The sequence below is a fragment of the Salmonella sp. SA15303 genome (assembly GCF_029962125.1).
GTDB classification, from domain to species: Bacteria; Pseudomonadota; Gammaproteobacteria; order Enterobacterales; family Enterobacteriaceae; genus Salmonella; species Salmonella enterica.
In genome coordinates this window covers 2,817,609-2,838,802 of record NZ_CP123924.1, presented here as the reverse complement: position 1 = coordinate 2,838,802, position 21,194 = coordinate 2,817,609, and the positions used below count along the sequence as shown (strand labels likewise).

Annotated in this window: 16 protein-coding genes, 1 tRNA gene and 2 other RNA genes; 9 read left to right on the top strand and 10 right to left on the bottom strand. The window is 49.8% G+C overall.

The annotated features are described in order from the left end of the window. Window positions 1-121: 121 nt before the first annotated feature. Window positions 122-1,363: a bifunctional glucose-1-phosphatase/inositol phosphatase gene (agp, locus tag QEN31_RS13995; RefSeq protein ID WP_000749201.1), complete on the top strand. Its 1,242-nt coding sequence runs from the start codon at window positions 122-124 to the stop codon at window positions 1,361-1,363. Between the two features lie 33 nt (window positions 1,364-1,396). Here agp and QEN31_RS13990 read toward each other — a convergent pair whose 3' ends face one another. Both QEN31_RS13990 and wrbA read right to left on the bottom strand, forming a co-directional pair. After that, window positions 1,397-1,624 carry a YccJ family protein gene (locus QEN31_RS13990; protein ID WP_001143125.1) on the bottom strand — a complete coding sequence of 76 codons (228 nt, stop codon included), beginning with the start codon at window positions 1,622-1,624 and terminating at the stop codon, window positions 1,397-1,399. 20 nt (window positions 1,625-1,644) lie between these two features. Further along, entirely contained in the window at window positions 1,645-2,241 is a 597-nt protein-coding gene (wrbA, locus tag QEN31_RS13985; protein WP_001062899.1) for an NAD(P)H:quinone oxidoreductase, read from the bottom strand. A gap of 384 nt (window positions 2,242-2,625) precedes the next feature. On the opposite strand from wrbA, the gene QEN31_RS13980 reads away from it, so the two are divergent. Next, the gene (locus tag QEN31_RS13980; protein WP_001273663.1) at window positions 2,626-2,793 is read left to right on the top strand and encodes a general stress protein; all 168 of its coding nucleotides are present in this window, start codon (window positions 2,626-2,628) and stop codon (window positions 2,791-2,793) included. Window positions 2,794-2,929: 136 nt separating this feature from the next. Further along, on the top strand, window positions 2,930-3,568 hold the full coding sequence (rutR, locus tag QEN31_RS13975; RefSeq protein WP_000083126.1) for an HTH-type transcriptional regulator RutR: 639 nt from the start codon (window positions 2,930-2,932) through the stop codon (window positions 3,566-3,568). Here rutR and QEN31_RS13970 read toward each other — a convergent pair. Beyond that, window positions 3,565-3,960 carry a lysozyme inhibitor LprI family protein gene (locus QEN31_RS13970; RefSeq protein WP_000821066.1) on the bottom strand — a complete coding sequence of 132 codons (396 nt, stop codon included), beginning with the start codon at window positions 3,958-3,960 and terminating at the stop codon, window positions 3,565-3,567. The genes rutR and QEN31_RS13970 overlap by 4 nt on opposite strands. 58 nt (window positions 3,961-4,018) lie before the next feature. Then, the gene (putA, locus tag QEN31_RS13965) at window positions 4,019-7,981 is read right to left on the bottom strand and encodes a trifunctional transcriptional regulator/proline dehydrogenase/L-glutamate gamma-semialdehyde dehydrogenase (protein WP_000537528.1); all 3,963 of its coding nucleotides are present in this window, start codon (window positions 7,979-7,981) and stop codon (window positions 4,019-4,021) included. 421 nt (window positions 7,982-8,402) lie between these two features. Here putA and putP point away from each other — a divergent pair, with 421 nt between their 5' ends. Continuing rightward, window positions 8,403-9,911 carry a sodium/proline symporter PutP gene (gene putP, locus QEN31_RS13960; protein WP_001018467.1) on the top strand — a complete coding sequence of 503 codons (1,509 nt, stop codon included), beginning with the start codon at window positions 8,403-8,405 and terminating at the stop codon, window positions 9,909-9,911. Between the two features lie 892 nt (window positions 9,912-10,803). Further along, the gene (gene phoH / locus QEN31_RS13955) at window positions 10,804-11,592 is read left to right on the top strand and encodes a phosphate starvation-inducible protein PhoH (protein WP_000533527.1); all 789 of its coding nucleotides are present in this window, start codon (window positions 10,804-10,806) and stop codon (window positions 11,590-11,592) included. A 105-nt stretch (window positions 11,593-11,697) separates the two neighbouring features. Here the strand turns inward: phoH and QEN31_RS13950 are convergent, their stop codons facing one another. The 3 genes from QEN31_RS13950 to QEN31_RS13940 form a co-directional block, all read right to left on the bottom strand. Beyond that, complete coding sequence (locus QEN31_RS13950) at window positions 11,698-12,579, bottom strand: MurR/RpiR family transcriptional regulator (RefSeq protein WP_000433674.1); 882 nt, start codon at window positions 12,577-12,579, stop codon at window positions 11,698-11,700. A 284-nt stretch (window positions 12,580-12,863) separates the two neighbouring features. Next, entirely contained in the window at window positions 12,864-14,360 is a 1,497-nt protein-coding gene (locus QEN31_RS13945) for a sodium:solute symporter (protein ID WP_000628082.1), read from the bottom strand. 336 nt (window positions 14,361-14,696) lie between these two features. Then, the gene (locus QEN31_RS13940) at window positions 14,697-15,377 is read right to left on the bottom strand and encodes an N-acetylmannosamine-6-phosphate 2-epimerase (RefSeq protein WP_000054243.1); all 681 of its coding nucleotides are present in this window, start codon (window positions 15,375-15,377) and stop codon (window positions 14,697-14,699) included. A gap of 505 nt (window positions 15,378-15,882) precedes the next feature. Between QEN31_RS13940 and QEN31_RS13935 the strand changes: the two genes are divergently transcribed. From QEN31_RS13935 to QEN31_RS13920, 4 genes are all read left to right on the top strand, one after another. Next, window positions 15,883-17,043 (top strand): N-acetylneuraminate epimerase, encoded by a 1,161-nt coding sequence (locus QEN31_RS13935; RefSeq protein WP_000525751.1) that lies wholly within the window; start codon window positions 15,883-15,885, stop codon window positions 17,041-17,043. A 45-nt stretch (window positions 17,044-17,088) separates the two neighbouring features. After that, window positions 17,089-17,781, top strand: coding sequence for an oligogalacturonate-specific porin KdgM family protein (locus QEN31_RS13930; protein ID WP_000700610.1), 693 nt, complete (start codon window positions 17,089-17,091; stop codon window positions 17,779-17,781). Window positions 17,782-18,063: 282 nt separating this feature from the next. Beyond that, window positions 18,064-19,344, top strand: coding sequence for an MFS transporter (locus QEN31_RS13925; RefSeq protein WP_000560761.1), 1,281 nt, complete (start codon window positions 18,064-18,066; stop codon window positions 19,342-19,344). A gap of 10 nt (window positions 19,345-19,354) precedes the next feature. Beyond that, window positions 19,355-20,461, top strand: coding sequence for a Gfo/Idh/MocA family protein (locus QEN31_RS13920; protein WP_099949682.1), 1,107 nt, complete (start codon window positions 19,355-19,357; stop codon window positions 20,459-20,461). Between the two features lie 151 nt (window positions 20,462-20,612). Here QEN31_RS13920 and QEN31_RS13915 read toward each other — a convergent pair. From QEN31_RS13915 to QEN31_RS13905, 3 genes are all read right to left on the bottom strand, one after another. Then, window positions 20,613-20,748, bottom strand: a non-coding RNA gene (locus QEN31_RS13915) — RtT sRNA. Window positions 20,749-20,796: 48 nt separating this feature from the next. Further along, window positions 20,797-20,932, bottom strand: a non-coding RNA gene (locus QEN31_RS13910) — RtT sRNA. A 48-nt stretch (window positions 20,933-20,980) separates the two neighbouring features. Further along, window positions 20,981-21,068 (bottom strand) — tRNA-Ser (locus QEN31_RS13905). Window positions 21,069-21,194 lie beyond the last annotated feature (126 nt).

Here is a 21,194-nt window from a genome sequence, read left to right as displayed (position 1 = left end):
GGTTTCCCGGCGCTAACGCGTTTACTGTAAGAAAAACCCCCGTTTTGCGAAATCGTTCCCGGAAAAATGATCCATTTCTGTCACACTCAGAACGATTTGATAACAACAAGAGGTCATAGGGATGAAAAAATCATTACTCGCTGTTGCTGTGGCAGGGGCTGTTTTGTTGTCATCCGCCGTACAGGCGCAGACAACGCCGGAGGGTTATCAATTACAACAGGTGCTGATGATGAGCCGCCATAATCTGCGGGCGCCGCTGGCGAATAATGGCAGCGTACTGGCGCAGTCGACGCCGAACGCCTGGCCGGCGTGGGACGTTCCCGGCGGGCAACTGACGACGAAAGGCGGCGTGCTGGAAGTCTATATGGGACACTACACACGTGAATGGCTGGTCGCGCAGGGGCTGATACCGTCGGGAGAATGTCCGGCGCCCGACACGGTATATGCCTATGCGAATAGTTTGCAGCGCACCGTCGCCACCGCGCAATTTTTCATTACCGGCGCTTTCCCCGGCTGTGATATTCCTGTTCATCATCAGGAAAAAATGGGCACTATGGACCCTACCTTCAATCCGGTAATTACCGATGATTCTGCCGCGTTCCGGCAACAAGCCGTACAGGCGATGGAAAAGGCGCGTAGTCAGCTACATCTTGATGAGAGTTATAAACTGCTTGAGCAGATAACGCATTATCAGGACTCGCCGTCCTGCAAAGAGAAGCATCAGTGTTCGCTAATCGACGCGAAAGATACCTTCAGCGCGAACTATCAGCAAGAGCCTGGCGTGCAGGGGCCGCTTAAAGTAGGGAACTCGCTGGTGGATGCGTTTACCCTGCAATATTACGAAGGGTTTCCGATGGATCAGGTCGCCTGGGGCGGGATCCACACCGATCGGCAGTGGAAGGTGCTGTCAAAACTGAAAAACGGCTATCAGGACAGCCTGTTTACCTCACCCACGGTGGCGCGCAATGTCGCTGCGCCGCTGGTGAAATATATCGATAAGGTGCTGGTTGCCGATCGCGTTAGCGCGCCGAAGGTTACCGTGCTGGTGGGGCATGATTCCAATATCGCGTCGCTGCTGACGGCGCTGGATTTTAAACCCTATCAGCTCCATGACCAGTATGAGAGAACGCCGATTGGCGGTCAGCTTGTCTTCCAACGCTGGCATGACGGCAACGCTAACCGGGATTTGATGAAAATCGAGTATGTCTACCAGAGCGCCCGGCAGTTACGCAATGCGGAAGCGTTAACGCTCAAATCGCCCGCGCAAAGGGTAACCCTGGAACTGAAAGGATGTCCGGTGGATGCGAACGGCTTCTGTCCGCTGGATAAGTTCGATAACGTCATGAACACTGCTGCAAAATAGCCATATGCCCCCGCGCAGGCGGGGGCGTTTGTGTTATACGTTTTTACGTTCGATGATTTGTTCGCCCCAGAAGAGCGAGTCTTTGTCCGTTTTCTCAAAGGCTTTGATCAGCACCTCATCGCTACCTTCTTCCCATATTTTTTCTGCCAGTTTCTCGTCATAGTGAGCGACTTCAAAAATGGCTTCGGCAATTTCCGGCGACGTATTACGCAGGCTTGCCCATTCGCCGACGCGGTGCGCTTTTGCTTCTTGAGTTGGCATTCGAATCCTCCTGTTGAAGATTAGCCGTTGAGTTTGACTGCCAGACCGGCGACGTATTCCCCCTGATAGCGAGCGATAGAGAGTTCCTCCTGGCTTGGTTGACGTGAACCGTCGCCTCCAGCGATAGTCGTTGCGCCGTAAGGCGTGCCGCCGCGAACCTGGGAGACGTCAAAGAGTTCCTGTGCGGCATAGCCTATCGGGACGATCACCATCCCATGATGGGCAAGCGTAGTCCAGGTCGAGGTGATGGTCTGCTCCTGGCCGCCGCCCGTTCCGGTAGAACTGAACACGCTGCCGAGCTTGCCGTATAGCGAGCCGGATGCCCACAGTCCACCGGTTTGATCCAGGAAGGTACGCATCTGGCCTGACATATTGCCAAACCGGGTTGGCGTACCAAAAATAATGGCATCGTAATCCGCCAGCTCCTGTGGGGTGGCAACCGGTGCGTTTTGCGTTTTACCGCCAGCTTTTGCGAAGATTTCAGGCGGCATTGTTTCTGGCACACGCTTTATAATGACCTCTGCGCCGTCGACTTTCTTTGCCCCTTCCGCCACCGCGTGCGCCATGGTTTCAATGTGTCCGTACATGGAATAATAGAGCACCAGAATCTTTGCCATTTGTACTACTCCTCAGATTAATCAGGTGTGTAGCGATTCGCTACGTCTATTTAAAGATATGCTCTCCTGTGAAGAGTGCAAATTTCAGCGCCATTTCTTTGATTTATAACAATAATTAATTTGGCGACCTTTGTTGCAAAATGATACATTTTTAAGCGCTTTGATTTTCACAAATATAAGAATAACTTATTTATTTCTTATGGTTATTATTCTGCGTATTCGGCTTCCAATGTTGCAGAATATTTCGGTAAGCGGCCTACCACGACGTTTTTCACTATGCTTAATGTTACGCGGCGTTACTGATGATATCGTTCATACGCTGCGCGAGGAGATACTCCTCATTACCTATGCAATATGATGTCTAATCTATGACGGAGGTCAGTAATGGCAAACCATCGTGGCGGTTCCGGTAATTTTGCGGAAGACCGCGAAAGAGCATCAGAAGCAGGTCGTAAAGGTGGTCAGCACAGCGGGGGCAATTTTAAGAATGACCCGCAGCGTGCATCCGAAGCAGGCAAAAAAGGGGGCAAAAGCAGTAACCGTAATAGCTAGCCTGCGTCACAACAGCAAGACGCTGAGCGTTTCGCGCTAAAAAGTGTCATGCGCCACCGCCGCCGGATTTCCGGCGGTTTTTTTGTTTATAAGCCGGATTTGGTATGCTTGCGTCCTGACAAAAAGGAGAGGGCGCATGTCGCAACGCACAGAGAAAAAAATCGGGAAACGCTCGCAGGCCACCGGTGCAAAACGGCAGCTTATCTTAACCGCCGCGCTTGCTGTTTTTTCCCAGTATGGCATTCATGGCGCGCGTCTTGAGCAGGTCGCCGAGCGGGCAGGCGTCTCCAAAACCAATCTGCTTTATTATTATCCCTCGAAAGAGGCGCTGTATGTCGCGGTAATGCGACAGATTCTGGATGTCTGGCTGGCGCCGCTCAAGGCGTTTCGCGCAGAATTTTCCCCTCTGGAGGCCATCAAAGAGTATATCCGTCTCAAGCTGGAAGTTTCGCGTGATTATCCGCAGGCGTCGCGGCTCTTCTGCATGGAGATGCTGGCGGGCGCGCCGCTCTTAATGGAGGAACTGACCGGCGATCTAAAAGCGTTGATAGATGAAAAATCCGCGCTGATTGCCGGATGGGTGCACAGCGGGAAACTGGCGCCCATTTCTCCGCACCATTTGATCTTCATGATTTGGGCCGCCACGCAACATTACGCCGATTTTGCCCCTCAGGTTGAGGCGGTAACCGGCGCGACGCTTCGCGATGAAGCCTTTTTTAACCAAACGGTCGAAAGCGTTCAGCGCATTATTATTGAAGGGATTCGCGTGCGTTAACCGGCTGGCGGCAGTGGGCAGCTCAAATCCCCCTCTTCACATTGCAGCAGCGAGGCTAAAAACGCTTCGCGTTCGTTCGTTTTATCGGTCAGGCACTGGCTGGCGATCATGGGTTGCACGCTGCCGCCCTCCGTACCTGAGCGAATCAGCGCGCAATCGGCGTCGCGCAGGGCAATCCATGCCACCTGTGCTTTTTGTAACAGCTCGCGCTGCGGCGGTTGCGCACGCTTAAGCGCGCTTTGATAGGTTTCGTTCAGCTTTTTATCTGCCGCCTGGTATTGCGCGGCGGCGCAGCGATTCATTTCCAGCTGCGTACTGGCGCTGGCACACTCATCGGCCAACGCCTGACTGCTGATCAACAACGCCGCGCAGGTAAGGAAAATTCGTTTCATACGGTCCTCTGACGCGAGTAAAAAGGCTCCATTGACGGAGCCTTAATTAACCACAGTATTAGCCAATTGTCATCAGGCTGGCATTACCGCCAGCGGCGGCAGTGTTTACGCTCAGCGAACGTTCAATATAGAGCCGTTCCAGCAGTATATTGCTTTCGCCGCGGGCGAACCCCTGTACCGACACTATCGCGCCTTCGCGGGCGGCGACGGCTTCGCACACGGTTCGCAGCTTGTCGGAGTCGCCGTGGAAAATCACCGCGTCAAACGGCTGCGCCATCAGCGTTTCCGCTTTCGCAAACTGGACACGCGCCGCGACGGCGGCGGGGAGACGTTTCGCCAGATCGCGGTGGAAGGCGTCGTCTGACCATAGCGCCTGACTGCCGACGGCGAGAACGGCGGCAAGCTGCGTCAACGCGTCCTGTTCATCATCAGCCAGGCATAATACCCGTTCACGCGGCAACAACGTCCAGGTATTGCGCTCGCCGGTCGGCCCCGGTAGCAGGCGCTGCGTGCCGGCCTGGGCCAGATCGGCGAATTGTCGGCAGAGCGTCTGTAGCGCCGGGCGATCCGCCGCCCATTGTGTCAGGGCGGTCAACGGCGCGAGTAGCGTGGTTTTAAGCTGCGCATCCACCGGGTAACGCGCATCCTGACGAGTCAGCGTCGTATTGAGCGCATTGGGCGGGCGGTGTGCCAGCAGGCGGTAGAGATAGAGCGGTCCTCCCGCTTTTGGCCCGGTGCCGGACAGGCCTTCGCCGCCAAACGGCTGGACGCCGACGACCGCGCCCACCATATTACGGTTAACGTACAGGTTGCCGACATGGGCGGAACCGGTGACTTGCGCAATGGTTTCATCAATACGGGTATGTACGCCCAGCGTTAGCCCGTAGCCGGAAGCGTTAATCTGTTCGATAAGCTCCGCCAGTTGGTTACGGTTATAACGCACGACGTGCAGCACGGGCCCGAAGACCTCTTTTTCCAGTTCTGCGAAGTTTTCCAGCTCAATAAGCGTGGGCATAACAAACGTACCGGTCTGCCATTCCTGCGCATCATCGCTGTTTTCACGTGCGGCCTGGAAAACCGGGCGGCCTTTGGCGCGCATCGTCTGGATGTGACGTTCAATGTTGGCTTTGGCCTCGCTATCGATCACCGGCCCGATATCGGTCGTCAGACGGCCTGGATTCCCCATCCGACACTCCGCCATCGCGCCGCGTAACATTTTCAGCGTATGTTCGGCGATATCGTCCTGCAAACACAGCACGCGGAGCGCGGAACAGCGTTGTCCGGCGCTGTCGAAAGCGGAAGCCAGCACATCCACGACCACCTGCTCGGTGAGCGCGGAAGAGTCGACAATCATAGCGTTCATACCGCCGGTTTCCGCAATCAACGGAATAGGGCGGCCCTGGGCGTCAAGACGCGTGGCGATGTTGCGCTGCAACAACGTCGCGACCTCCGTGGAGCCGGTAAACATCACGCCGCGTACACGCGCATCGGCGGTAAGCTGGGCGCCGACGGTTTCTCCCCGTCCCGGCAACAGTTGCACGACGCCCGGCGGTACGCCCGCTTCCAGCAAAATGGCAATGCCCTGGGCGGCAATCAGCGATGTCTGCTCTGCCGGTTTCGCCAGAACGCTGTTACCTGCCGCCAGCGCGGCGGCGATTTGGCCGGTGAAAATGGCCAGCGGGAAGTTCCACGGACTGATGCAGACTACCGGCCCTAACGGGCGATGCGTTTCGTTATCGAAATCGTCACGCACTTGACCGGCATAATAATGGAGGAAGTCTACCGCTTCGCGCACTTCGGCAATGGCGTTGCTGAACGTTTTCCCCGCTTCACGCACCAACAGGCCAATCAACTGCTGCATTTGGTCTTCCATTAATACCGCCGCCCGCTGCAAAATAGCGGCGCGTTCTTGCGGCGGCGTCGCAAACCAAACCGGCGCCTGATTGACCGCGTTTTGCAATGCCTGTTCAACCTCGCTTTCTGTCGCTTCGCGTCCCCAGCCAACAATATCTTTCGGTTCCGCCGGGTTGATAACCGGCGTCATCTCACCGTCGGCCACCGGTTGTTCCAGCACAGGTTTGGCCTGCCATTTCTGCATGGCGTTGCTTAACAGGGCAGAAGAAAGCGAGGCGAGGCGATGTTCATTCGCTAAATCAAGTCCGGCGGAGTTTATCCGACCTTCGCCGTACAGATCGCGCGGCAGCGGAATTTTCGGATGCGGTATGCCAGCCTGACCTTCCTGCTGCGCCAGTTTTTCCACGGCCTCGACCGGGTCCGCCACCAGTTCATCGAGCGGTAGGGTGGCATCGGCGATACGGTTGACAAAAGAGGTGTTGGCGCCGTTTTCCAGCAGGCGTCGTACCAGATAGGCCAGCAGGGTTTCGTGTGTTCCCACCGGCGCGTAAATACGGCAGGGACGGTTAAGTTTTCCGTCCGCCACTTTACCGGTGACCTGTTCATACAGCGGTTCGCCCATGCCGTGCAGGCACTGGAATTCGTACTGACCCGGATAGTAATTTTGCCCGGCCAGATGATAAATCGCCGCCAGTGTGTGAGCGTTATGGGTCGCGAACTGCGGGTAGATCAGATTAGGGACGGCGAGCAGTTTTTTCGCGCAGGCCAGATAAGAGACATCGGTATACACTTTGCGGGTATAAACCGGATAGCCCTCCAGCCCTTCCATTTGCGCGCGTTTGATCTCGCTATCCCAGTAGGCGCCTTTCACCAGACGAATCATCAGCCGACGGCGGCTACGGGAGGCCAGATCGACTAAATAATCAATGACCAGCGGGCAGCGTTTCTGGTAAGCCTGAATCACAAAGCCAATGCCGTTCCAGCCCGCCAGTTCGGGTTCGAAGCAGAGTTTTTCCAGCAGATCGAGCGAGATCTCCAGACGATCCGCCTCTTCGGCGTCGATATTGAGACCAATGTCGTACTGGCGCGCCAGCAGCGTCAGGGATTTCAGGCGCGGATAAAGCTCCTCCATTACCCGATCGTATTGCGCGCGACTATAGCGTGGATGCAGGGCGGACAGCTTAATCGAGATGCCTGGCCCTTCGTAAATACCGCGACCGTTAGACGCTTTGCCGATGGCATGAATCGCTTGCTGGTAAGAAACCATATAGGCCTGCGCATCGGCGGCGGTTAACGCGGCTTCGCCCAGCATATCGTAAGAATAGCGGAACCCTTTCTCTTCCAGTTTTCGGGCATTCGCCAGCGCCTGAGCAATGGTTTCGCCAGTCACGAACTGCTCGCCCATTAAACGCATCGCCATGTCGACGCCTTTGCGGATTAACGGCTCGCCGCTCTTGCCGATAATGCGGTTCAGCGAGCGCGATAGATTGGCTTCGTTATGCGTTGAGACCAGTCGGCCGGTAAAGAGCAGCCCCCAGGTGGCGGCGTTTACAAACAGCGACGGGCTACGGCCAATATGCGACTGCCAGTTGCCATTACTGATTTTGTCGCGAATTAACGCATCGCGCGTAGCTTTGTCGGGAATACGCAGCAGCGCTTCCGCCAGACACATCAGCGCTACGCCTTCTTGCGAAGAGAGGGAAAACTCCTGCAACAGGCCTTGCACCATACCCGCGCGACCGCTGGCGGATTTTTGATTGCGCAATTTCTCCGCCAGTTGATACGCCAGTTTATGCGCCTGCTCAGCGACAGGCGGCGACAGGCGCGCCTGTTCCATTAGCATTGACACCGCATCGGTTTCCGGGCGGCGCCAGGCGGCGGTGATGGCGGCGCGAGAGACGGATTGGGGAAGAATTTGTTCGGCAAACTCCAGAAAGGGCTGATGCGGCTCATCCTGCGGCGCGACCGGCTCCTCGCTTTCATTTGCCGCGCCGACAAACAGCGCAGGTAGCTCCGGTAGCGTATCGCTATTTTCCAGCTTGTCCAGATAGCTAAAGATTGCCTGTTTTATTAACCAGTGCGGCGTGCGATCGATACGCGACGCGGCCATTTTGATCCGTTCGCGCGTGGCGTCGTCCAGCTTAACCCCCATCGTGGTGGTTCCCATACCCTCTACTCCTGTTATTCGCTCTATCTGCTAACCAATAGTTAGCGGAAAATATCCACCATGTTGCAACTTTGTGCAACCGCGTTAAATGTGACCTGCGTTGCAAGCTTAAAAATGAATGAATTGTTAAAAAAAGATAAGGGAGTGTCTGACGAGAAAACCATCTGGATTTATTTTCTCTGCGGTAGTTAACACTTTTAAAAGGTGCAACCGCAAAAAATGTGAGAGAGTGCAACCTGGAGAAAAATAGTATCCCTCTGCAATCAAATTTGATGTAAATGGTGTGTTAAATCGATTGTGAATAACCACCGCTTCCGGCAGGATACGGTCGCCCTGGTAAACATAACACCCTTGCCACGTTCCGGCAGGGTACAAAACGGCACGCTACGGTAGTGCCAATAAATAAATTTGGAGAACCTTGATGGCTATTAGCACACCGATGTTGGTGACATTCTGTGTCTATATTTTTGGCATGATATTGATTGGGTTTATCGCCTGGCGCTCAACCAAAAACTTTGATGACTATATTCTTGGCGGTCGCAGTCTGGGGCCGTTTGTTACGGCTTTATCAGCCGGCGCGTCGGATATGAGCGGCTGGCTGTTAATGGGGCTGCCTGGCGCTATCTTTCTGTCGGGGATCTCTGAAAGCTGGATCGCCATTGGCCTGACGTTAGGCGCATGGATTAACTGGAAGCTGGTGGCCGGGCGCCTGCGCGTGCATACCGAATTTAACAATAACGCGCTCACGCTGCCGGACTATTTTACCGGTCGGTTTGAGGATAAGAGCCGAGTCCTGCGTATTATTTCCGCGCTGGTCATTCTGTTGTTTTTCACTATCTATTGCGCGTCAGGTATTGTCGCTGGGGCACGACTGTTCGAAAGCACCTTCGGTATGAGCTATGAAACCGCACTGTGGGCGGGGGCCGCGGCAACCATTATTTATACCTTTATCGGCGGGTTCCTTGCCGTTAGCTGGACGGATACCGTTCAGGCCAGCCTGATGATTTTTGCGTTAATCCTGACGCCGGTGATGGTTATTGTTGGCGTAGGCGGTTTCAGCGAGTCGCTGGAGGTGATCAAGCAAAAGAGCATCGAGAATGTCGACATGCTCAAGGGGCTGAATTTTGTCGCTATTATTTCCCTGATGGGCTGGGGACTGGGTTACTTCGGTCAGCCGCATATCCTGGCGCGCTTTATGGCGGCGGACTCCCATCACAGCATTGTTCATGCGCGTCGTATCAGTATGACCTGGATGATTCTGTGTCTGGCGGGCGCGGTGGCGGTGGGCTTCTTTGGCATTGCGTACTTTAACAATAACCCCGCGCTGGCCGGGGCGGTGAACCAAAACTCAGAACGCGTATTTATTGAACTGGCGCAGATCCTGTTTAACCCGTGGATTGCCGGTGTTCTGCTGTCTGCTATCCTGGCGGCGGTGATGTCGACGTTGAGCTGTCAGTTGCTGGTATGCTCCAGCGCGATTACAGAAGATTTATATAAGGCTTTTCTGCGTAAAAGCGCCAGCCAGCAAGAGCTGGTATGGGTAGGGCGAGTGATGGTGCTGGTGGTAGCGCTGATCGCCATTGCGCTGGCGGCGAATCCCGATAACCGTGTGCTGGGGCTGGTGAGCTACGCCTGGGCTGGATTCGGCGCGGCATTTGGACCTGTTGTCCTGTTTTCTGTGATGTGGTCGCGTATGACACGTAACGGCGCGCTGGCGGGAATGATTATTGGCGCGGTGACGGTTATCGTCTGGAAACAATATGGCTGGCTGGATCTGTATGAGATTATCCCTGGCTTCATTTTCGGCAGTCTGGGGATCGTAATCTTTAGCCTGCTTGGCAAAGCGCCGACAGCAGCGATGCAGGAACGCTTTGCAAAAGCGGACGCGCATTATCATTCCGCGCCGCCGTCGAAGCTACAGGCGGAATAACCGACATGTCCGATAGCATTATTGCCATCGGACATATTTTACCAGGCGGCGTTATACGCCCGCCTGGTCCTCTGATAAGTCCCGGACCGATTGACTGAAGATGTTCAGGTAAATGAGGACGCACTCTCAAACTATTTTTAGCCCTTGAGCGCCGTTAACGCGGGCGTAATACATCTCGAGTAATCACTAACTAGCCATATATGAAATCGCCTGTTAATGGTACCAATAGCCTTGACGCAATAGAGTAATGACAAAAATTAAAACAAGTCAGCGTTACTGGCGTAAGTATGCCGCATAAAATTTTGCATAAATAATGCCGTTTTAGCGATGGGAGAGAGGACACGTTAATTATTCCATTTTAACCTTATATATGTTCAATATTCAATGGGTTATGGATGTTTTCAGCATTAATACCCGCAGTAGCTAATGATTATCTTTTTTAGTCTCCTGCCGATGAAATAATCGTGTAATCTTTCTGTAAGAGACTGACAATGACGCAATAATGTTTGGTTAATGCTTGGTGAATATATTGTTGCATTATTGATGTTTTGTGTTGTACTTAGTAGTAATAGCGGTAGTTCCCCGGCAGTGATGGTCACTCACTATGGAGATCGCGAATGGTAATGTCCGCACCAGGACACATTGTTTACAGTAGTTACAACACCCTGTACGGACATTCTCTCTCCGGTGGTGGTCTTGTCATCTTAAAAGCTCTCATCATTTCCCTTACTGACCATACCCATGACGTCATATGTGGTGCGCGTAGCCGTGTGTGGCGTCGTTTCAAAAAGCAAGCTAAGGCTTACAAGGAAGCCAACCCTCAGATGTGTGTGCGCATAATCGCGTTCAAGAGAACGCGGGTGATGTATACCTACAACTCAAGGTGCTATCCATGGGAAGACAAAAAGCAGTGATCAAAGCTCGTCGTGAAGCAAAGCGTGTGTTGAGACGAGATTCGCGTAGTCATAAGCAACGTGAAGAAGAATCGGTCACGTCACTGGTACAGATGGGCGGAGTAGAAGCCATTGGCATGGCGCGCGATAGTCGCGATACCTCTCCTGTTAAGGCGCGAAATGAAGCACAGGCGCATTATCTGAACGCTATCGACAGTAAACAGCTTATTTTTGCGACCGGCGAAGCCGGCTGCGGGAAAACATGGATCAGTGCGGCAAAGGCGGCAGAAGCATTGATTCATAAGGACGTCGAGAGGATCATTGTGACGCGTCCGGTATTGCAAGCTGATGAAGACCTTGGTTTTTTGCCCGGTGATATCGCTGAAAAATTCGCGCCTTATTTTCGTCCCGTCTACGATGTCCTGCTTAAACGGTTGGGCGCGTCCTTTATGCAATATTGTTTGCGCCCGGAAATCGGTAAGGTAGAAATTGCCCCGTTCGCCTATATGCGTGGGCGTACTTTTGAAAATGCGGTCGTGATCCTCGATGAGGCGCAAAATGTGACTGCGGCGCAAATGAAAATGTTTTTGACGCGATTAGGCGAAAATGTCACGGTCATTGTCAATGGCGATATTACGCAATGCGACCTGCCGCGCGGCGTGCGTTCCGGGTTGAGCGATGCGTTGGAACGCTTTGAAGAAGATGAAATGGTAGGGATTGTGCATTTCAACAAAGACGACTGCGTGCGCTCGGCGCTTTGTCAGCGAACGCTTCACGCATACAGCTAATATAGCATTGACTTTCAGAGCCCGGGAAACCGGGCTTTGTTATCTATAAAGCATCCAGCAGACTCATGGACAAAAAAGGAAAATGACGCCTGTACGTGAAGGGAATTATTTTGTCATGTCCAGGGCATTCATTGTCCGTAATTTGCTTTCTCGGGCCTGTTCCGGCGAGGACTGTACAAGAAGGGTATAGAGCAGGTCAAAGACGAAAAGCTGCGCGGCTTTCGTACCGATCGAGTCACCCTGCAACATTCCTTGCCGATTACCATTGATCAGGCAAAAATCGGCCTCTTCACATAATGGAGAACCCAGATTATGGGTAATGGCGACTGTGGTGGCGCCAGCCTGTCGGGCCAATCGGAGTGAATGCACTGTTTCTGGCGATGTGCCCGAGTGACTGACACCCATCGCGACATCGCCTGCTTTTAATAGCGTAGCCTGCATGTACATAAAATGGTTATTGCTTACCGCATCGCCCCGTAAACCAATACGCATTAGCTTGTGTTTCATATCCAGCGCCGTGATCCCCGATGAGCCCACACCAAAGATATAAACTGAGTGACAGTGACGTAGGGCATCCACGACACCGAGAACCTGTTGCATATCAAGCAGATTTAGCGTTTCAGATAATACATTACTAATGGTGTTCTGCAATTTTAAACCAATGGCGTGGGCATCGTCGGATTCGCTAACTTCGGCATCCAGTAGAGGACTACTGTCATCAGACTCGGTAGTGGCAAGTTCAATGGCCAGGTCCATTTTAAAATCCTGAAAACCTTTATAGCCCAGGGTGCGACAAAAGCGAATAACCGTGGCTTCTCCGGCCTGTGTTTCGCGCGACAAATCGGCAATAGATGACTGTGTCACCTGTCTGGGGAAGGCTAAAATATATTGCGCAATACGCTGGGAGGCACGTGTCAGGCTTTTTTGCATAGCACCCAGAGTATCAAGGATTTTTCCGGGTTTAAGACGTGGGGGTTGAGGCTCCATATAGTTCCTGCTCTTGAGGGCTGATTGCGGCACAAAGCCTGCAATATCGAACAGAGCAGAGCCTATCAAGTCTGCGGCATGAAAAAAAGCGCGATGTAAGTAAAGGAGGGGGAATATTTACATCGCGTTGCCAACTTATGACAGAACATCACTGGAGAGTAATCTGTTGCTCTTACGGTGTTTATAGCGCGCCATTTGACGGATGGTTTATACCTGGCCCGGTATTGTCGCCCCGCGCGTTGGCGTCACCGTATGCTGTGTCGGTATAGCGTGGTATCATGAAATCATAATGTCACCTTTGGTTCAGGTTTTTCATCCAGCGTCAATGGCGGTGCCGGGGCAAATAACGGGGCGAAAATAACGCCGCTGATCACCACGCTTAGCGAGCCAATGACCCCATAAAAGAAGAAGTTAAGGTCAGTGGCATAGCGTGCGCCCAGCACGGTAATGACGCTGATAATAATTCCTAAAACCGCACTCCCGGCATTTGCTCGTTTAAAGAAAATGCCCAGCATGAACAGACCGGTCATTGGCCCTCCCATCAGACCTATCAGACTATTAAATGCATCCCAGATTTCTGATTCATCGGCCATGACCAGCCATACCGAGGCCGCGCTACTTATCAAGCCCGCGACCAGAATAACTAACTTAGCTATTTTCATACGGTTTTCTGGCGTTCTTTTTTTATGACTCAAACGCTGATAGATATCGGAATTAAAACAACTGGAAATGCTGTTTAAGCTGCTGGAGATACTGGACTGCGCAGCAGCGAAAATAGCGGCGATTATCAACCCTGCAATGCCGACTGGCATTTCGGTGACCACGAATAAGGGCAAAATGCCGCCAGTGTTGAATCCCGCCGGTAATAATTGTGGATGTTGCTGATAATAGACAAACAATGCCGAGCCGATAGCAAAAAAGAAAACAGGGATCACAGCAACCAGTTTGGCATTTGTAAGTAATGTTTTCTTCGTTTCCTCTATGGAGTCAGTCACGATATAGCGTTGGACCACATCCTGACTGGCAGTAAATTGCTGAATATTGGCAAACAGAAAACCAATCATCAATACAGGTACTGTGCTTTCCGTCCAGCTCCAGTGGAACTGCGTAGCCGGAAAGAATTTATCCGCCTGCTGCGTCACCGTAAAAATTTCATCAATGCCGCCCTGGACTTTGAGACATATCACTATAAAAATCAGTATCGCGCTGCCAGAAAGTAAGAGGCCTTGAATAACATCAGTCCATATTACTCCTTCAATTCCACCCATCCAGGTATAAATGATACACATCACGCTAATCAACAGTACCAAAATCACCGGGTCTATAGCGATGAAGGGGCGCAAGGCCAGCACGGTGAGGAAAGTGATAATGGCGATACGTCCAATATGAAACAACATAAATGACATGCTGGCGAACAGACGGCAGCGCACATCGAACCGTGCTTCGAGATATTCATAGGCTGATGTGACTTTCAATTTCCGAAAAAACGGAATATAGAAATAAAAAACCAGCGGTAAAATTGCGATAGCCAGATACTGACCAATGATAAACGTCCAGTCGGAAGTAAACGCTTTGGCAGGAATTGACATAAATGTAATTGAGCTTAACGTAGTAGCAAATACACTGACCCCAGCCGCCCAACCAGGAACCCGGCCACCACCGCGAAAATAATCGTCTGCTGTTTTTTGCCGTCTGGAAAAATAGACACCGACTAACATCATGGCCAGGAGGTAGCCAAATAATACAAGATAATTAACGATGCCGAAAGAATGTGTAATCATAGTTCTTTCCTGCTTATGGTTTTGAGTAGAGTTGCGGTCATCGTCTGTGTATTTTTATCTTCCCATCATTCAGACGATACGATATTCAGATCAAGTAATAGTTTTTGTTAATCTCAATGACGGTAATCATGAGATGTAAAAGGCAGAGCATTTATGCTCCACCAATGGTGATGCCCAGACGTATGTCCTGCCGGATACCTGAAATAGCAGATATCCGATATTGCGTTCAAACAGGCTTCAGGCCTGGGTCTCGTATTTGCCGATAGCATTATTAACGTCGGATTATTCTCTGAGGCATAAATATCAATAGTAAGCGTGTTCATTTTCTTTTCCTGTTCAGCGTTTTACTGCGTGACTGAACCACTGACAGATATGCTCAATACGGGTGATAGCGGAACCAACGGTAACTGCCCAGGCACCATGCTCAATAGCATTGGCCGCCAGTGCAGGCGTGTTATAGCGCCCCTCGGCAATAACACGACAACCTGCATGGCTCAGTTGTGTCACCATTGCCAAATCTGGCTCAACCGGCGTGATGGGGCCGGTATAGCCAGACAGTGTTGTACCAATGAATTCGATTCCTTTCTGATGGCAACTTATGCCTTCATTCACGGTTGAACAGTCTGCCATCGCCAGTAATCCATGCAGGCGAATACGTGTCAGTAAACTATCAATATCAACCGGGCGAGAGCGGAATGAGGCATCAAAAGCGATAATATCGGCACCTGCCTGCGCCAGGGCGTCAACATCCTGTAAATATGGAGTGATACGGACTGGCGACCCTGTAAGGTCACGTTTAATTATCCCAATAATAGGAACAGAAAGATGGGGACGAACAGTCCGCAGATTCTCAATGCCTTCAATGCGCACAGCGACCGCACCCGCCGAAGCCGCTGCCTGTGCCATTGCAGCCACAATTTCAGGTTTATCCATAGGGCTGCCTGGTACCGGTTGGCATGAGACAATCAGCCCACCGTTTTCGTGTACACTTTGTTCCAGCCTGGCTAATAGTGACATCCAGTTCCGCCTTATATATTTGAAGTTTTGCTCCGTTTTATGTTATGTCTTGGAGTGTTGCTACATCAAGCAAAAAGATAGAAAAATGTGAACACAGTCATAAGGTATGTTTGTTATTCAATTACTGCGCCAGCGGATTTGAGGCTATAACCTGAAGCTACAAGACAAATACAATTCATTCTGACGGCAGCATGCTGTATTTTATTAACTGCTTCCGGCATAAAGATAAAATGCTCAGAAGGAGCTTATACGCCACGGGATAGCCAGTATGAAATGCATCACATAATTCTTGTTGTATTTATTCAGAATGCTATCACTAATGAGTTTGGCCATAACAGATCACCCATAATCACTTCTAACATCACCATGGGGTGCTTTTACCTCGCACATGATAACTCCATGTAATTATTTTTAGCGCTTGGTCACATTTTGTCATTGTCATTGTTGAAATTGTGCACCATAAGATCACTAATGATGAAGCTTTACTCCAATTGTATTTCTTCGCATGGGGATGCAGATGAAAAATTTTAAGAAAATGATGACGCTAATGGCGCTATGTTTCTCAGTTGCTATCACCACATCAGGATATGCAACGACGCTTCCTGATATACCAGAACCACTGAAAAATGGTACTGGCGCTATTGATAATAATGGCGTGATTTATGTCGGCTTAGGTACCGCAGGGACATCCTGGTATAAAATTGATCTTAAAAAGCAACATAAAGACTGGGAGCGTATAAAGTCGTTTCCTGGTGGAGCTCGTGAGCAATCCGTGTCGGTATTTTTAAATGATGAGCTTTATGTTTTTGGTGGCGTAGGGAAAAAAAACAGTGAATCACCGTTGCAGGTTTATAGCGATGTGTACAAATACTCACCGGTGAAAAATACATGGCAAAAAGTTGACACTATATCTCCAGTTGGATTAACAGGGCATACGGGAGTAAAATTAAATGAAACGATGGTACTTATTACCGGAGGGGTTAATGAGCATATCTTTGATAAGTATTTTATTGATATAGCGGCTGCGGCTGCGGATGAAAGTGAAAAAAATAAAGTCATCTATAATTATTTTAATAAACCTGCCAAAGATTATTTTTTTAATAAAATCGTATTTATCTACAATGCTAAAGAGAACACATGGAAGAATGCCGGTGAGCTGCCAGGCGCGGGGACGGCAGGATCGTCATCGGTAATGGGAAATAATTTCCTGATGCTGATTAATGGTGAGCTCAAACCGGGTTTACGTACCGATGTGATTTACCGCGCCATGTGGGATAACGATAAGCTAACATGGTTGAAGAACAGCCAGTTACCGCCATCGCCTGGAGAACAACAGCAGGAAGGGTTGGCCGGAGCATTTTCGGGCTATAGTCACGGTGTCCTGCTTGTCGGTGGTGGCGCGAATTTTCCGGGAGCAAAACAAAATTATACTAATGGAAAGTTTTATTCCCACGAAGGGATAAATAAAAAATGGCGAGATGAAGTCTATGGTTTGATTAATGGTCATTGGCAATATATGGGTAAAATGAAACAACCTCTCGGCTATGGTGTATCAGTAAGTTATGGTGATGAAGTTTTCCTTATTGGTGGTGAAAATGCTAAAGGGAAACCTGTTTCGTCTGTAACCTCCTTTACCATGCGTGATGGTAATTTATTAATAAAATAATTTTTTAAATACAAAAATAAAGTTAATTGATGAGCGGAGTATTTTATGAAAATCAACAAATATCTTCTGGGTATGGTTTCGTTTATAGCATTTTCATCATATCTACAAGCGGCAACCCTTGATTATCGGCATGAATATGCTGATAGAACCAGAATTAATAAAGACCGTATTGCTATAATTGAAAAGCTTCCTAACGGCATTGGTTTTTATGTCGATGCCAGCGTTAAATCGGGAGGAGTAGATGGTGAGCAGGATAAGCATTTAAGCGATCTCGTCGCAAACGCTATAGAACTGGGCGTAAGTTATAATTATAAAGTTACGGACAATTTTGTTTTGCAGCCTGGATTTATATTTGAAAGCGGTCCAGACACTTCAATTTATAAGCCTTATTTAAGGGGGCAATATAATTTTGATTCTGGTGTTTATATGGCTGGTCGTTACCGTTATGACTATGCAAGGAAGACAGCTAACTATAGTGATGATGAGAAAACGAATAGATTTGATACTTATATAGGTTATGTTTTTGATGAGTTGAAATTAGAATATAACTTTACCTGGATGGATAGCGATCAAATTAAATTTGATAACAAAAAAACAAACTATGAACATAATGTGGCTTTAGCCTGGAAACTGAATAAGTCATTTACACCATACGTTGAGGTCGGAAATGTAGCGGTGAGAAATAATACCGATGAGAGACAGACCCGTTATCGCGTTGGATTACAATACCACTTTTGAGAAAGGTTAAAGAGTTACTGTACTAATCTTTGCTTAGTATTCATATCGATAATCTTATAGCCCGTAGCTACGTTACAGAACGTTAGACTTTGTCTTGAGTATTCACGTCCTTAACGTAGCTACGAACAAGGATGATAAACAATGAATATACGCCTTACATAGCTACGATCTCAGGCGGTTGTCGGAAAGTGCCGATTGATAGTGTCTTATTCGGCAATTGATATGACTTAAAAATTAATTCCGTAAGCATTTCAGACGGTAACAGCAAATAAGGGTTTTATTGTGATAGCAAAATTCTTCCCGTGGTATAGCGAGATAACTCGTCCACAAAAAAATGCTTTATTTTCAGCATGGCTGGGTTACGTTTTTGACGGCTTCGACTTTATGCTGATTTTCTACATTATGTATCTGATCAAGGCTGACTTAGGATTGACAGATATGGAGGGCGCATTCCTTGCCACAGCGGCCTTTATTGGGCGACCATTTGGCGGGGCGCTATTTGGTCTGCTGGCAGACAAATTTGGCCGTAAGCCGTTGATGATGTGGTCGATAGTTGCCTATTCTGTAGGTACAGGGTTAAGTGGCCTGGCTTCCGGTGTAATTATGCTGACGCTTAGTCGCTTCATTGTCGGTATGGGGATGGCGGGGGAGTATGCTTGCGCTTCTACTTATGCCGTGGAAAGTTGGCCAAAGCATTTAAAATCTAAAGCGAGCGCATTTCTGGTTTCAGGTTTCGGTATTGGTAACATCATAGCAGCCTATTTTATGCCGTCATTTGCCGAAGCGTATGGTTGGCGTGCTGCTTTTTTTGTCGGTTTGCTACCCGTTCTTTTAGTAATCTACATCCGGGCCAGGGCTCCTGAATCTAAAGAGTGGGAAGAAGCTAAACTCAGTGGTCCCGGAAAGCATTCACAAAGTGCCTGGTCAGTTTTCTCTTTGTCAATGAAAGGGCTATTTAATCGAGCTCAATTTCCACTGACATTATGTGTATTTATTGTCCTGTTCTCTATTTTCGGCGCAAACTGGCCGATCTTTGGTCTACTGCCTACATATTTGACGGGAGAGGGCTTTGATACGGGCGTGGTCTCTAATTTAATGACGGCGGCGGCATTCGGCACTGTATTGGGAAATATCGTTTGGGGTCTGTGCGCAGATAGAATTGGTTTGAAGAAAACGTTCAGCATTGGTCTTCTCATGTCCTTTTTATTCATTTTCCCGTTATTCAGAATTCCGCAAGATAATTATTTACTGCTGGGCGCATGTTTATTCGGTTTAATGGCGACTAACGTAGGTGTTGGCGGGTTGGTTCCCAAATTTCTCTACGACTACTTTCCTCTTGAGGTTCGTGGTTTGGGTACCGGGCTGATTTATAATCTTGCTGCGACATCAGGCACATTCAATTCAATGGCGGCGACCTGGCTTGGAATAACAATGGGGCTAGGCGCTGCGCTAACGTTCATTGTTGCTTTCTGGACCGCAACAATTCTACTCATTATTGGCCTATCCATTCCGGATAGACTAAAAGCACGTCGTGAAAGTTTTCAATCAACAAAAGAATTTTAATAGAGGATAAATGATGACGAAATACGGTGTTGTAGGTACAGGTTATTTTGGCGCTGAACTGGCGCGATTTATGTCTAAGGTTGAAGGGGCGAAAATCACTGCGATTTACGATCCGGTAAATGCGGCTCCGATAGCGAAAGAGTTGAACTGTGTCGCCACTGCAACGATGGAGGCGCTTTGTTCCCATCCTGATGTGGATTGCGTAATTATTGCTTCACCAAATTACTTACATAAAGCGCCAGTCATTGCGGCGGCTAAAGCGGGTAAACACGTGTTTTGTGAAAAACCTATCGCCTTAAATTACCAGGATTGTAAGGATATGGTTGATGCCTGCAAAGAAGCTGGTGTTACCTTTATGGCGGGTCACGTTATGAACTTTTTTCACGGGGTTCGCCACGCTAAAGCGCTCATCAAAGCTGGTGAAATTGGTGAAGTTACACAAGTTCACACTAAACGTAATGGTTTTGAAGACGTGCAGGATGAGATCTCATGGAAGAAGATTCGCGCAAAGTCAGGTGGGCATCTGTATCATCACATTCACGAGCTAGATTGTACACTGTTCATCATGGATGAAACCCCATCCCTGGTTTCAATGGCGGCGGGGAATGTTGCGCACAAAGGTGAAAAATTTGGTGATGAAGATGATGTTGTCCTAATCACCCTTGAGTTTGAAAGCGGTCGTTTCGCGACACTTCAGTGGGGATCATCGTTCCACTACCCTGAGCACTATGTATTAATTGAGGGCACGACAGGTGCAATTCTCATTGATATGCAAAACACGGCTGGTTATCTAATAAAAGCGGGCAAAAAAACACACTTTCTTGTGCATGAAAGCCAGGCGGAGGATGATGATCGTCGCAACGGTAACATATCCAGCGAGATGGATGGCGCAATCGCTTATGGTAAACCCGGTAAACGTACGCCGATGTGGCTCTCATCAATTATGAAACTGGAGATGCAGTACTTGCATGATGTGATAAACGGTCTGGAGCCAGGCGAGGAGTTTGCTAAATTGCTAACGGGAGAAGCGGCGACAAATTCCATTGCTACCGCTGATGCTGCGACGCTTTCCTCAAACGAGGGGCGCAAAGTAAAACTCACTGAAATTCTTGGCTAAAATTGAAAGCCGGATGGTGGTGTTATTGGCCGGTGGCGCTGCGCTTATGTAGACCGGATAAGGCGCCCGTGAACTGTGCCGCCATCCGGCAATGGACGGGGCACATATAAGCAAAAAGCCCGTACTTCTGTACAGGCTCTCAACTTAAATATGGCGGTGAGGGGGGGATTGACTCGCTGCGCTCGCCCTTCGGGCAGTCTCCTCGCAAGCTCGTCGTCTGTCCAACTGGCTGCGCCAGTTGTCGAACCCCGGTCGGTGGTTCTCATCCCCCCTTGGTTTGGGGGATACATATAAGCAAAAAGCCCTTACTTCTGTACAGGCTCTCAACTTGAATATGGCGGTGAGGGGGGGATTGACTCGCTGCGCTCGCCCTTCGGGCAGTCTCCTCGCAAGCTCGTCGTCTGTCCAACTGGCTGCGCCAGTTGTCGAACCCCGGTCGGTGGTTCTCATCCCCCCTTAGTTTGGGGGATACATATAAGCAAAAAGCCCGTACTTCTGTACAGGCTCTCAACTTGAATATGGCGGTGAGGGGGGGATTCGAACCCCCGATACGTTGCCGTATACACACTTTCCAGGCGTGCTCCTTCAGCCACTCGGACACCTCACCAAATTGTCGCTCCAGCATTACTGGAACGGGCGCTAATGTAGGGAAATATCCATTCTACGTCAATCAACTTTTTTCAAAAAAAAGCGCGTTTATACAAACTTCCACCAATCTGTGGTTTTAATAAGC